The sequence below is a fragment of the Variovorax sp. GW821-FHT09B05 genome (genome assembly GCF_059418265.1).
This window is the reverse complement of record NZ_JBWKPN010000022.1, coordinates 130,762-143,117: the sequence shown is the minus strand read 5'-3', so window position 1 is coordinate 143,117 and position 12,356 is coordinate 130,762. Positions and strand designations below refer to the sequence as shown.

Genomic DNA, 12,356 nt, shown 5'->3' with positions numbered 1-12,356 from the left:
CTGGCCGAAGCCCTGGACACGTACATCCCGACGCCCGAGCGCGCCGTGGACGGCACGTTCCTGATGCCCGTGGAAGACGTGTTCTCGATCTCGGGTCGCGGTACCGTGGTGACCGGCGCCGTCGAGCGCGGCGTGATCAAGGTCGGTGAAGAAATCGAAATCGTGGGCATCCGCCCGACGGTCAAGACCACCTGCACCGGCGTGGAAATGTTCCGCAAGCTGCTGGACCAAGGTCAAGCCGGCGACAACGTGGGCGTGCTGCTGCGCGGCACGAAGCGCGAAGAAGTCGAGCGCGGCCAAGTGCTGTGCAAGCCCGGTTCGATCAAGCCGCACACGCACTTCACCGCCGAGGTGTACGTTCTGTCGAAGGACGAAGGCGGCCGTCACACGCCGTTCTTCAACAACTACCGTCCGCAGTTCTACTTCCGTACGACGGACGTGACCGGCGCGATCGAGCTGCCGAAGGACAAGGAAATGGTCATGCCTGGCGACAACGTCAGCATCACCGTGAAGCTGATCAACCCGATCGCGATGGAAGAAGGCCTGCGCTTCGCCATCCGCGAAGGCGGCCGTACCGTGGGTTCGGGCGTCGTGGCCAAGATCCTCGACATCTAAGCCGAACGCAAAGGAATCACCATGGCAACCAAGCAAAAAATCCGCATCCGCCTGAAGGCGTTCGACTACAAGCTGATCGACCAATCGGCCGCCGAGATCGTTGACACCGCGAAGCGCACCGGCGCGATCGTCAAGGGCCCGGTGCCCCTGCCGACCCGCTTGAAGCGTTTCGACATCCTGCGTTCGCCGCACGTCAACAAGACCAGCCGCGACCAGCTCGAAATCCGCACGCACCAACGCCTGATGGACATCGTCGACCCCACCGACAAGACCGTGGACGCGCTGATGAAGCTCGACCTGCCGGCCGGCGTCGACGTCGAGATCAAGCTGCAGTAAGCCGCACGCAACAAGCCCGCTCGCGCGTCAAGCGCGGTGTCGCTTCGGGGCCCGTTCACAGAAATGTGAGCGGGCCTTTGTCATTTGCGTGTCGTCTGTGGCATCCTCGCCCACCACCGGCCGTCCAGACCTTGGCCGGGAGCTGAATGAGGGCAGCACAAGCTATGAACCACAGGATTCTTTCTGGCATCGGTTCGGCGCTGATTGCCGCGGCGTTCCTCGCAGGTTGCGGTGGAGGCGGCGGTGGCGGCGGCGGTGGAATCCCGATCGGTTTTCCGCCCCCGGTAATCGGTGGGGTCACGCTCAGCGGCAAGGCCACCTATGACTCGGTGCCCAACAACAGCGGGCCGCTGGTCTACTCGGCCACTACAGCGAAGCCGGTGCGCGGGGCCTTCGTCGAAGTGCTCGATGCCTTGTCGAACCAGATCGCGGTGACGGCCACCGACGCCAACGGCAACTACTCGGTGTCGGTGCCGGCGAACGCCACGATCGTCGTTCGCGTCCGCGCCCAGATCCAGACCGCGGCATGGGATGTCAGCGTGCGGGACAACACCAGCGCCAACACGCCGCTCTACTCGATGCAGTCGGCGGCCTTCACGACGGGCTCGGGTGCGACGACGCGCGACCTGCGCGCCGATTCGGGATGGGGCGGCTCGAGCTACACCGGGCGCCGCGTGTCGGCGCCGTTCGCGGTGCTCGACACGGTCTACACCTCGATGCAGAAGGTGCTGTCGGTGGCGCCGGCGACGAGCTTTCCGCCGCTGAAGGTGTTCTGGAGCCCGAACAACGTGCCGACCAGCGGCAGCCTCGCGCTGGGGCAGATCGGCAGCACCTTCTTCACCAACCGCAGCACGGGTCGCGAAATCTATGTGCTCGGCAAGGAAGACGTGGACACCGACGAGTTCGATGCACCGGTGATCGCGCACGAGTGGGGGCACTACTACCAGTCTTCCTTCAGCCGCGACGATTCGGTCGGCGGGCCGCACAACCTCAGTGACCGCCTCGATCGCCGCGTGGCCTTCTCCGAAGGCTGGGGCAACGGCTGGTCGGGCATCGCGCTCGGCCGCAGCAACTATGTCGATTCCCGCGGCGAAGGGCAGGTCGCTTCCGACGTCAGCGTCTCGATCAACCTGGCGACGGGGCCGTCCAGCAATCCAGGCTGGTTCCGCGAGCGCTCGATCCACTCGATCTTCTGGAATCTCAACCAGCAGGTGGGCTTCAAGCCGATCCACGATGCGATGACCAGCGCGCAGTTCAGGGGCGGTGCCGCCGTGACCTCGATCCATCCGTTCACCGCGGCCTTCAATGCGGTGGCGCCCGGCAATGCATCGGCCCTGGCAAGTCTGCTGAGCGCGCAGAACATCAGCGCCGGCGCCAACGATTCTTTCGGCGAAGCCGAAGGCAACAACGGTGGCGCGCCGAGCGTGCCGAACGTGCTGCCCTTGTACGGCAGCGCCGTGGTGGGGCAACTGGCCAATGCCTGCGTCTCGACGGTCGCGGGTGGCGGCAACAAGCTGGGCAACTATGCCTACCTTCGCTTCCTGGCGCCCACGACGCGCGACTACCAGGTGTCGGTGGCATCGAGCGCACCGCTGGTGAATCCGGATTTCGCCGTGTTCCGCGCCGGCCAGATCCCGAGGTCGGGCAACAAGGTCAGCCTGCCGGCCGGCGAGTACGTGCTGGCGGTCACCGATCTCAACAGTTCGGGCTCGAACTGCATCAGCGTCGCGATCCAGTAAGAGGAATGATGGCCATGACGACTCGCTCGAACACACGGACCGCCATCGCGGCGCTCCTGCTGGCGGCGCTCACGACCTGGGCATTGGCCGACGGCATGCCGGACGCGCGCGTGCCCAAGCGCTCGCAGCACAAGGCGGCGCCGACGCCCATGACCACGGCTGTGCAGAAATCCAACGGCTCGGGTGTCGCGGTGCAATACCGCGTCGATGGCACGCCGCAGGCAGGCCGCGCCACGTCGGTCGTGCTGCAGTTCGACGACGTGACCGATCCGCAGGGCGCGTCGGTGCGTTTCACCGCGGATCCCGGCCTGACGCTGCGAAACGGCAGCCCGCTCACGCTGCCCGCCGGCCAGCGCTCCACCGCGACCGTCTCGGTCATCGGCGAGTCGGACGGGCTGCGCTACCTGAACGTGTTCGTGAGCCAGGGCGGTGCGAGTAGCGCCATCTCGATCCCGATCCAGACCGGGACGGCACCCCTGATGAAGTCGCAGGGCGACGTCCAGACCACCAAGGAAGGCGACAGCATCATCACGATGCCCGCCAAATAGGCAGAAAACGGCCCCGCGGGCCGTTGCAACCGCCCCGAAAGGGGCCCTTTTCCAGCGCTTGCGCCCCGGCCATACCGCGGGCTATAATCGCTGGCTCTGCCCTTGTTGCGTCCGCAAGGTACGTGCAGGTCGGAGATTTATCAACCTTCCCCCGTTGCCGCGAGTCGGTCATACGACTTCGGTCAAACGCTGTCGCCAATTGAAGTGGCAGCGGCGGGAGAAGCTTCCATTTTTTGGAGAAAACACATGAGTCTGAGCAACTCCCTCGGGTTGCTGGGCCGCAAGGTGGGGATGATGCGTCTCTTCACCGATGACGGGGATGCAGTTCCTGTCACGGTGGTGGATGTGTCGAACAACCGCGTGACCCAGATCAAGTCGCAAGAGACCGATGGCTACGTCGCACTGCAAGTGACGTTCGGTTCGCGCAAAGCATCGCGCGTGACCAAGCCGGAAGCCGGCCACCTCGCCAAGGCGGGTGTCGAAGCTGGCGAAATCATCCAGGAATTCCGCGTCACCGCAGATACCGCAGGTCAGCACCAGGCTGGCGGCGTGATCGCGGCCGGCAGCGTGTTCTCCGTGGGCCAGAAGGTGGACGTGCAAGGCACCTCCATCGGCAAGGGCTACGCCGGCACGATCAAGCGCCACAACATGAGCTCGCAGCGCGCGTCGCACGGTAACAGCCGTTCGCACAACGTGCCCGGCTCGATCGGCATGGCACAAGACCCCGGTCGCGTGTTCCCCGGCAAGCGCATGACGGGCCACCTCGGCGACGTCACCCGCACGACGCAGAACCTCTCGGTGTTCCGCATCGACGAAGCGCGTCAGCTGTTGCTCATCAAGGGCGCGATCCCGGGTTCGAAGGGTGGCTTCGTCACCGTGCGTCCCGCCGTCAAGGCCAAGCCGCAAGCGGCTGAAGGAGCGAAGTAATGGAACTCGAACTCCTGAACGAGCAAGGTCAGGCCGCGTCGAAGTACGACGCCCCCGAAACCGTGTTCGGACGTGACTACAACGAAGACCTGGTGCACCAGATCGTCGTCGCATTCCAGGCCAACGCCCGCCAAGGCACGCGCGCCCAGAAGGACCGCGAACAGGTCAAGCACTCGACCAAGAAGCCTTTCAAGCAAAAGGGAACGGGCCGCGCCCGTGCCGGTATGACGTCCTCGCCGCTGTGGCGCGGGGGTGGCCGGATCTTCCCGAACATGCCTGACGAAAACTTCTCGCAGAAGATCAACAAGAAGATGTACCGCGCCGGCATGGCCGCCATCTTCTCGCAGCTCGCTCGCGAAGGCCGTCTGGCCGTGGTGGATTCGCTGACCGTGGATTCGCCCAAGACGAAGCCGCTGGCAGCCCGTTTCAAGGCAATGAATCTCGAGTCCGTGCTCGTGATCGCCGAAGAAGTCGACGAAAACCTGTACCTTGCCTCGCGCAATCTGGTCAACATCCTCGTGGTCGAACCCCGTTACGCCGATCCGGTGTCGCTGGTTCACTACAAGAAGGTGCTGGTCACCAAGGGTGCCGTCGACAAGCTCAAGGAGATGTTCGCATGAGCCGCGTGAACCCCACCCCTGCTCAACGTCAGTTCGACGAAGGCCGTCTCATGAACGTGCTGGTCGCCCCGATCGTGTCCGAAAAGGCCACGATGGTCGGCGAGAAGTCGAACGCTGTCACTTTCAAGGTGTTGCAAGACGCCACCAAGCCCGAGATCAAGGCCGCCGTCGAACTGATGTTCAAGGTCGAAGTCAAGGGCGTGTCGGTTGCCAACATCAAGGGCAAGACCAAGCGCTTCGGCAAGTCCGTCGGCCGCCGCGACCACGTTCGCAAGGCCTACGTCACGCTGAAGGCCGGTCAAGAGCTCAACCTCGTCGGGGAAGGCGCTTAATCATGGCCGTCATCAAGATGAAACCCACTTCGCCGGGCCAACGCGGCGCGGTGAAGATTTCGCGTGACCACCTGTACAAGGGTGCTCCGCTCGCATCCCTGCTGGAACCCCAGTTCCAGAAGGCCGGCCGCAACAACAACGGCCACATCACGACCCGTCACAAGGGCGGCGGTCACAAGCACCACTACCGCGTGGTCGACTTCCGTCGCAACAAGGACGGCATCCCGGCGAAGGTCGAGCGCATCGAGTACGACCCGAACCGCACCGCCCACATCGCGCTGGTCTGCTACGCCGACGGCGAGCGCCGCTACATCATCGCCCCGCGCGGTCTGGAAGCCGGTGCAACGCTGCTGTCGGGTTCGGAAGCTCCGATCCGCGCCGGCAACACGCTGCCGATCCGCAACATTCCGGTGGGTTCGACGATCCACTGCATCGAACTGCAGCCTGGCAAGGGCGCGCAGATCGCCCGCTCGGCCGGTACCTCGGCCACGCTGCTGGCCCGTGAAGGCGTCTACGCCCAGGTCCGCATGCGTTCGGGCGAAGTCCGCCGCATTCACATCGAATGCCGCGCGACCATCGGTGAAGTGGCCAACGAAGAACACAGCCTGCGCCAGCTCGGCAAGGCCGGTGTGAAGCGTTGGATGGGTATCCGCCCGACCGTTCGCGGCGTGGTGATGAACCCGGTCGACCACCCGCACGGTGGTGGCGAAGGCAAGACCGGCGAAGGCCGTCACCCTGTCGACCCGTGGGGCAACCTGACCAAGGGTTACCGTACCCGTAACAACAAGCGCACGCAGGTCTTCATCGTGTCGCGCCGCAAGAAGTAAGGGATAGCAAATGACTCGCTCTCTCAAAAAGGGTCCGTTTGTTGACCATCACCTCGTTGCCAAGGCCGACAAGGCCGTGACGACGAAGGACAAGAAGCCGATCAAGACCTGGTCGCGCCGCTCGATGGTCCTGCCCGAGTTCATCGGCCTGACCATTGCCGTGCACAACGGCAAGCAGCACGTGCCTGTCTACATCACCGACCAGATGGTCGGCCACAAGCTCGGCGAATTTGCGCTCACGCGCACGTTCAAGGGGCACCCCGCGGACAAGAAAGTCCAGAAGAAGTAAGGAACGACCATGTCTGAAACACGTGCAGTCCTCCGCGGTGTCCGCCTCTCGGTCGACAAGGGCCGTCTGGTCGCCGACCTGATCCGCGGCAAGAAGGTCGATCAAGCGCTCAACGTTCTGCAATTCACGCAGAAGAAGGCCGCTGTGATCATCAAGAAGGTGCTCGAGTCGGCCATCGCCAACGCGGAGCACAACGACGGTGCCGACATCGACGAGCTGAAGGTCAAGACCATCTACGTCGAACAGGGCGCCACGCTCAAGCGCTTCACGGCGCGCGCCAAGGGTCGCGGCAATCGCATCAGCAAGCCCACGTGCCATGTGTACGTGACGGTTGGCAACTAAGAGCCTGGAAGAAATATGGGACAGAAAATCCATCCGACCGGCTTCCGTCTGGCGGTTACCCGTAACTGGTCCAGCCGCTGGTACGCCAGCGACCGCGATTTCGCGGGCATGCTGGCCGAAGACATCAAGGTTCGCGAATACCTGAAGAAGAAGCTGAAGAACGCTTCGGTGTCGCGCGTCCTGATCGAGCGTCCCGCCAAGAACGCCCGCATCACGATCTACTCGGCTCGTCCGGGCGTCGTGATCGGCAAGAAGGGCGAAGACATCGAGAACCTCAAGCGCGAACTGGGCCGCCAGCTCGGCGTGCCGGTGGCAGTGAACATCGAGGAAGTGCGCAAGCCCGAAATCGATGCCCAGTTGATCGCCGACAGCATCACGCAGCAGCTCGAAAAGCGGATCATGTTCCGCCGCGCCATGAAGCGCGCCATGCAGAACGCCATGCGTCTGGGTGCCCAGGGCATCAAGATCATGTCGGCTGGCCGCCTGAACGGCATCGAAATCGCTCGTACCGAGTGGTACCGCGAAGGTCGCGTGCCGCTTCACACGCTGCGCGCCGACATCGACTACGGCACCTCGGAAGCCAAGACCACCTACGGCGTCATCGGCGTCAAGGTGTGGGTCTACAAGGGCGACACCCTGGGCCGCAACGACCTGCCCGCCGTCGAGACCCCGCGTCCCGAGGAAGAGCGTCGTCCGCGTGGTCCGCGCCGTGATGGCCGCCCTGGTGGCGACCGTCCGGGTGGTGACCGCCGCGGCGGCCCGCGTGCCGGTGCCCGTGGCCCGATCGGTGGCAACACCGCTCCCGCCGACGGCAGCGACAAGCCCGCAGAAGCAACCGGCGGTGCCGGTGCAGACTCGAAACCCGCCGTTAAGCGCGTCCGCAAAGCCGCGCCCGCTGCAGCAGCGGACGGTGCCAAGACCGAGTAATCGGTCTCAGCCCCGGGTGTGCATTCGCACAGGAAGCCCGGGGCAGTCCTCACGGAGTAACAAGACATGCTGCAACCTGCACGCAGAAAGTTCCGCAAGGAACAAAAGGGCCGCAACACCGGCGTCGCCACCCGGGGCAACTCGGTGGCCTTCGGTGACTTCGGTCTGAAATGCACCGACCGCGGCCGCCTCACGGCGCGCCAGATCGAAGCCGCTCGCCGCGCGATTTCGCGTCACGTGAAGCGCGGTGGCCGTATCTGGATCCGCGTGTTCCCCGACAAGCCGATCTCGACCAAGCCCGCAGAAGTGCGGATGGGTAACGGCAAGGGCAACCCCGAGTACTACGTCGCCGAGATCCAGCCCGGCAAGATCGTGTTCGAGATCGTCGGCGTGCCCGAAGAACTCGCCCGCGAAGCCTTCCGCCTGGCCGCTGCCAAGCTGCCGCTGCGCACGACGTTCGTCTCGCGCCAGCTCGGCGCCTGAGAGGAGAACATCCATGGCAACACGTAAGAAGAAAGAAGCCGCGGCTCCGGCCAAGGTGAGCAAGGCAACAGCACTGCGCGAGAAGGACGTCGCCGGTCTGCAAGCCGAAATCAAGGATCTGCAGAAGGCCCATTTCGGCCTGCGCATGCAGAAAGCCACGCAACAGCTGTCGAACACCTCGACGCTGCGCGTGACGCGTCGCGACATCGCGCGCGCCAAGACCGTTCTTGCTCAGAAGCAGCAAGAAACCCAAGCCGCCAAGTAAGGAGTGAACATGACGGAAGCTAAAAAATCCCTCAAGCGCACCTTGATCGGCAAGGTGGTCAGCGACAAGCGTGCCAAGACCGTGACCGTGCTGGTCGAGCGCCGTGTGAAGCACGAGCTCTACGGCAAGATCGTGGCCAAGACGAGCAAGTACCACGCCCATGACGAAAAGGGCGAGTACAAGCTGGGCGACACCATCGAGATCACGGAAAGCCGTCCGATCTCGAAGACCAAGAACTGGGTCGTGACCCGTCTGGTCGAGAAGGCCGTCCTGGTCTGATCCCCCTCTGGTTCGCCAGCCCCGCGAGGTGGCCGGCAGCCCATCCCGAAACGGCCCACAATGTGGGCCGTTTTTCTTTTTCCAGGAGCACTTTCAAATGATCAAAGTCGGCGACACCCTTCCCTCGGCCACCCTGCAGGAGTATTCGGAAGTCGAGGGCGAAGGCTGCAGCATCGGCCCGAACCCCGTCGACGTGAGCAAGGCAACGGCAGGCAAGACCATCGCGCTGTTCGCGCTGCCGGGCGCCTTCACGCCCACCTGCTCGGCCAAGCACGTGCCGGGCTACGTGCAGCACTTCGACGACTTCAAGGCCGCGGGCGTAGACGAGATCTGGTGCGTGAGCGTGAACGACGCCTTCGTGATGGGCGCCTGGGCGCGCGACCAGAAGACCGGCGCCAAGGTGCGCATGCTGGCCGACGGCAGCGCCGATTTCGCCAAGGCCACGGGCCTCACGCTGGACCTCACGGGCCGCGGCATGGGCCTGCGCAGCAACCGCTACTCGATGCTCGTGAAGGACGGCAAGGTCGCGACGCTCAACGTCGAGGCACCGGGCAAGTTCGAAGTCAGCAACGCCGAAACGCTGCTGGCGCAAGCCAAGGGCTGAGCGGCAGGCTCATGAGCAGAGCGGTCCGCTTCTCGCGGACCGCGTCCCGCCTACAGGTCCACCTTCAGGTAGTGCGCCCCCGCAATGGGGTTGTGATAGAAGGGCGGCACCTCGGCGAAGCCCAGGTCTTCATAGAGGGCACGCGCCGACTCCATCTCGTCGAGCGTGTCGAGCAGCACGCAGCCGTAGCCCGCGCCACGCGCCGCGTCGAGGATCGCCTCGGCGAGCTGGCGGCCCAGCCCCAGGCCGCGAAAGCCCGGGCGCACATACAGGCGCTTCATCTCTGCCGCATTCACGTAGTCCGCGCTGTCGAGCGGCCGCAGCGCGCAGCAGCCGGCCACGTGCGCGATCCGCCCATCGGCGCGCACCAGCGTGGGCGTGGCGCGGCCGGCCTCGTCCTTGACGTGCGCCGGATCGACCAGCGCCAGCAGCAGCGTGCCGCGCGGCTCGACGTATTCGCCCGGCAGCGCGGCCAATTCCTGGTCGAAATTCTGGAAGTCGAGATCGATGCCCAGCGAGGCGGCGTAGTCGCGAAAGATGAGGCGCGCGGCCTCGAGTTCGTGGGCCTCGTCGGGCGTGAGCAGCACGACGGCCGGCGTGTCCGACAGCGGCAGGGGGCGTGAGACGGATGAGCTCATGCGCGCAACGACGAAACCCAATACGCGACGCCCGCGCACAGCAGTGCGAGCACCAGCGCGAAGCCACGCGACGCGGCGTCGTCGCGGCTGCCGGCGACGGGCGCGGCACGATCGGCGGCGGCGATGTCCTTGTCGCCCGAGAGCATCGGAGCGACCAGCCGGTGGCGCTTCACCAGCACGTAGAACAGCACCGCGAGCACGTGCAGGCTCGCGAGCGCGATCACGATCCACTTGCCCTGCGTGCTGTGCCAGCCCGTGGCCAGGCTCACGAGATCGCCCGAGACGAAACGCGTGAGCGGCCCCGCGGCCGAGATCTCGTCGTCGGCCACGAGGCCGGTGGCCACCTGCAGCGCCAGGATCGCGAGCACCGCGAACACCGACAGCGCGCCCAGCGGCGTGTGGCCGATCAGGTGATCGGGATGGGCGCGGCCGCGCAGGTAGGCGAGGACCGAGCCCGGCGCGTAGACGAAGGCCGCGAAGCGCGACCAGCGCCCGCCGACGAAGCCCCAGACGAGCCGGAACAGCAGCAGCGCGAGCACCGTGTAGCCGAGGCGGAAATGCCATTCCATGACGCCGCCGAGGCCGGTGGCGATCAGCCCGATCACGGCGGCGGCCAGGGCCCAGTGGAACAGCCGGGTCGGCAGGTCCCAGACGCGTGTTCGGGTGGCCTGGCGGGACGCCGCGGCCGCGGGGGAGTCGGTCATCGAAGGTGGGGGGAGCGCATGGCTGCGGAAGGCGCAGATTAGCAAAGTCCGAGCCGCCCGTTCCATCGGGTTGTTGCTATGCGCGCCGACCGGCCTGCCCCTACACTGCCGCGCAGGTGCCGCGCCCGACGGCATCACCCACGATTCCCACATGTCAGAAGGACCACGATGATCCGACTCGCCACCTTCGCGCTGGTCGCCGCCTGCGCCGCCACCACCCTGCCGGCCGCGGCCCAGTTCGCGAAGCCTGAAGACGCCATCAAGTACCGCCAGAGCGCGCTGTTCGTCATGTCGCAGCACTTCGGCCGCCTGGGCGCCATGGCCAACGGCCGCGCGCCCTACGACGCGGCCGCCGCCGCGGCCAATGCCGAGGTGGTGGCCGACATGGCGAAGCTGCCCTGGGCCGGCTTCGGCGCCGGCACCGAGGGCGGCAAGGCCAAGCCCGAGGTCTGGAAGGAAGCGCCCAAGTTCAAGGAGCACCAGGACAAGCTGATCGCCGAGACCGGCAAGCTGCTGGTGGCCGCCAAGGCCGGCAACATCGATGCGCTCAAGGCCCAGTTCGGCCCGACCGCCGCGAGCTGCAAGGCCTGCCACGACACCTTCCGCGACCGCTGATCCGCCATCGCTTGTCCCAACGAAAAAAGGCGCTGTCCGGTCACGGGCAGCGCCTTTTTGATGGGGGGAGGGCTCAGGCCTCGGCCAGCAGCTTCTCGATCAGCTTGTGCAGCTCGGCGAAATCGGGCTCGCCCACGTAGCGCTTGACGATCTGGCCCTGCTTGTTCACGAGGTAGGTGGTCGGCGTGAGTTTCACGTCGCCCCAGGCCTGCGCCACGCTGCCGGTGTTGTCGATCGCCACCTTGAACGGCAGCTTGCGGGTTTCGGCGAAATTGACGACATAGCTCGGCGGGTCGTAGCTCATGGCCACCGCCAGCGTGTCGTAGCCGCGCGCCTTGTACTTGTCGTAGGTGGCGATCACCTTGGGCATCTCGCCGACGCAGGTCACGCAACTCGTGGCCCAGAAGTTGACCAGCGTGACCTTGCCCTTGAGGTCCTCGGTGCTCTTCTTCGTGCCGTCGAGCAGCACGAAGGTCGAGGCGGGCGCCGCGGTGGCTCCCGAGCCGAGGTACACCCCCACGCCAGTGGCCAGGGCGACGGCAACGGCGGCTGCGATAACGTACTTTTTCATGGCTGCTGACTGAGTGGGGCGGCGCGATTCTAGTTCCGCACGTTCGAACGTGCTGGCGCGCGCGACAGTGCCCGTGGAACGGCGGATCGATAATCCGATCCCCATGCCGCAGCCCACCTCCCGTCTTCGCCGCCGCGCGCGCGCCTCCTGCGCCGCCGCCGCGGTCCTCGTGCTCGCGGCCTGCAGCCCGACCTTCAACTGGCGCGAGGTCCCGGTGGCCGAGGCCGGCCTGGTCGCACTGCTGCCCTGCAAGGCCGACCGCGCCACCCGTGCGCAGCCGCTGGGCGCCGAATCGGTGCAGGTCGACATGGCCGGCTGCGAGGCCGGTGGCGCCACCTTCGCGATCGCGCATGCCACCGCCGCCGATGCCGCCCAGGCCGAGAGCTGGCTGCGTGCCTGGCAGCTCGCCACGCGCGAGCAGTTGCAGGGCGCGGCCACCACCGAGGCGCCGGCCACGGTGCCGCGCGCCGCCGCCACGCCCGCGCCGCTGCGGCTCGATGCGCCGGCCACGCCCACGGGCCAGTCGCTGCAGGTGCTGTGGTTCGCCCAGACCGAGACCCGCTCGACGCCGCCCGGCGCCGTCTCGCTCTACCAGGCGATGGTGCTGGGTCGGCCGTCGTCGGACGAGGCCGCCAAGACCTTCTTCGAAGGCTTGCGGCTGCCATGAGCCGCCCCCGCGACCTCGGCGCGGCGCT

General features: G+C 66.0%; 20 protein-coding genes. 17 read left to right on the top strand and 3 right to left on the bottom strand.

From position 1 onward, the window contains the following. The 15 genes from AC07RM_RS37180 to AC07RM_RS37110 all read left to right on the top strand — a co-directional run. Positions 1-615: EF-Tu C-terminal domain-related protein (locus tag AC07RM_RS37180; RefSeq protein ID WP_495337664.1), on the top strand; the 615-nt coding region annotated here is incomplete at its 5' end. A gap of 21 nt (positions 616-636) precedes the next feature. Continuing rightward, complete coding sequence (gene rpsJ, locus AC07RM_RS37175; protein ID WP_057596142.1) at positions 637-951, top strand: 30S ribosomal protein S10; 315 nt, start codon at positions 637-639, stop codon at positions 949-951. A 329-nt stretch (positions 952-1,280) separates the two neighbouring features. Further along, a complete protein-coding gene (locus AC07RM_RS37170) occupies positions 1,281-2,690 on the top strand; it encodes a hypothetical protein (protein WP_495337663.1) in 1,410 nt (469 codons plus the stop codon). Between the two features lie 14 nt (positions 2,691-2,704). After that, entirely contained in the window at positions 2,705-3,238 is a 534-nt protein-coding gene (locus tag AC07RM_RS37165; protein WP_495337662.1) for a hypothetical protein, read from the top strand. A 246-nt stretch (positions 3,239-3,484) separates the two neighbouring features. Next, positions 3,485-4,165 carry a 50S ribosomal protein L3 gene (gene rplC / locus AC07RM_RS37160; RefSeq protein ID WP_057596145.1) on the top strand — a complete coding sequence of 227 codons (681 nt, stop codon included), beginning with the start codon at positions 3,485-3,487 and terminating at the stop codon, positions 4,163-4,165. Continuing rightward, on the top strand, positions 4,165-4,785 hold the full coding sequence (gene rplD, locus AC07RM_RS37155) for a 50S ribosomal protein L4 (protein WP_093218836.1): 621 nt from the start codon (positions 4,165-4,167) through the stop codon (positions 4,783-4,785). Before rplC ends, rplD begins: the two co-directional genes overlap by 1 nt. Continuing rightward, positions 4,782-5,117 (top strand): 50S ribosomal protein L23, encoded by a 336-nt coding sequence (rplW, locus tag AC07RM_RS37150; protein WP_057596149.1) that lies wholly within the window; start codon positions 4,782-4,784, stop codon positions 5,115-5,117. Before rplD ends, rplW begins: the two co-directional genes overlap by 4 nt. 2 nt (positions 5,118-5,119) lie before the next feature. Continuing rightward, entirely contained in the window at positions 5,120-5,944 is an 825-nt protein-coding gene (gene rplB, locus AC07RM_RS37145; protein ID WP_057596151.1) for a 50S ribosomal protein L2, read from the top strand. Between the two features lie 10 nt (positions 5,945-5,954). Further along, positions 5,955-6,233, top strand: coding sequence for a 30S ribosomal protein S19 (gene rpsS, locus AC07RM_RS37140; RefSeq protein ID WP_007838132.1), 279 nt, complete (start codon positions 5,955-5,957; stop codon positions 6,231-6,233). A gap of 9 nt (positions 6,234-6,242) precedes the next feature. After that, positions 6,243-6,575, top strand: a complete 333-nt coding sequence (gene rplV, locus AC07RM_RS37135) for a 50S ribosomal protein L22 (protein ID WP_007838134.1) — start codon at positions 6,243-6,245, stop codon at positions 6,573-6,575. A gap of 15 nt (positions 6,576-6,590) precedes the next feature. Beyond that, a complete protein-coding gene (gene rpsC, locus AC07RM_RS37130) occupies positions 6,591-7,502 on the top strand; it encodes a 30S ribosomal protein S3 (RefSeq protein ID WP_057596153.1) in 912 nt (303 codons plus the stop codon). A 66-nt stretch (positions 7,503-7,568) separates the two neighbouring features. Continuing rightward, positions 7,569-7,985: a 50S ribosomal protein L16 gene (gene rplP, locus AC07RM_RS37125; RefSeq protein WP_057596155.1), complete on the top strand. Its 417-nt coding sequence runs from the start codon at positions 7,569-7,571 to the stop codon at positions 7,983-7,985. 13 nt (positions 7,986-7,998) lie between these two features. Then, the gene (rpmC, locus tag AC07RM_RS37120; protein WP_371268850.1) at positions 7,999-8,250 is read left to right on the top strand and encodes a 50S ribosomal protein L29; all 252 of its coding nucleotides are present in this window, start codon (positions 7,999-8,001) and stop codon (positions 8,248-8,250) included. Positions 8,251-8,259: 9 nt separating this feature from the next. Next, complete coding sequence (gene rpsQ / locus AC07RM_RS37115) at positions 8,260-8,529, top strand: 30S ribosomal protein S17 (RefSeq protein ID WP_015867662.1); 270 nt, start codon at positions 8,260-8,262, stop codon at positions 8,527-8,529. A 97-nt stretch (positions 8,530-8,626) separates the two neighbouring features. Further along, positions 8,627-9,133: a peroxiredoxin gene (locus AC07RM_RS37110; protein WP_057596157.1), complete on the top strand. Its 507-nt coding sequence runs from the start codon at positions 8,627-8,629 to the stop codon at positions 9,131-9,133. Between the two features lie 50 nt (positions 9,134-9,183). Here the strand turns inward: AC07RM_RS37110 and AC07RM_RS37105 are convergent, their stop codons facing one another. Together AC07RM_RS37105 and AC07RM_RS37100 are read right to left on the bottom strand one after the other, a co-directional pair. Then, on the bottom strand, positions 9,184-9,771 hold the full coding sequence (locus tag AC07RM_RS37105; RefSeq protein WP_208510580.1) for a GNAT family N-acetyltransferase: 588 nt from the start codon (positions 9,769-9,771) through the stop codon (positions 9,184-9,186). Continuing rightward, complete coding sequence (locus AC07RM_RS37100; RefSeq protein WP_495337661.1) at positions 9,768-10,475, bottom strand: cytochrome b/b6 domain-containing protein; 708 nt, start codon at positions 10,473-10,475, stop codon at positions 9,768-9,770. The genes AC07RM_RS37105 and AC07RM_RS37100 overlap by 4 nt, the downstream gene beginning before the upstream one ends. 168 nt (positions 10,476-10,643) lie before the next feature. On the opposite strand from AC07RM_RS37100, the gene AC07RM_RS37095 reads away from it, so the two are divergent. Further along, positions 10,644-11,090, top strand: a complete 447-nt coding sequence (locus tag AC07RM_RS37095; protein WP_495337660.1) for a c-type cytochrome — start codon at positions 10,644-10,646, stop codon at positions 11,088-11,090. Positions 11,091-11,163: 73 nt separating this feature from the next. On the opposite strand, the gene AC07RM_RS37090 is transcribed toward AC07RM_RS37095, so the two are convergent. Beyond that, positions 11,164-11,661 (bottom strand): TlpA family protein disulfide reductase, encoded by a 498-nt coding sequence (locus AC07RM_RS37090; RefSeq protein ID WP_495337659.1) that lies wholly within the window; start codon positions 11,659-11,661, stop codon positions 11,164-11,166. A 103-nt stretch (positions 11,662-11,764) separates the two neighbouring features. On the opposite strand from AC07RM_RS37090, the gene AC07RM_RS37085 reads away from it, so the two are divergent. Next, entirely contained in the window at positions 11,765-12,328 is a 564-nt protein-coding gene (locus AC07RM_RS37085; protein ID WP_495337658.1) for a hypothetical protein, read from the top strand. The last annotated feature ends 28 nt before the right edge of the window (positions 12,329-12,356 follow it).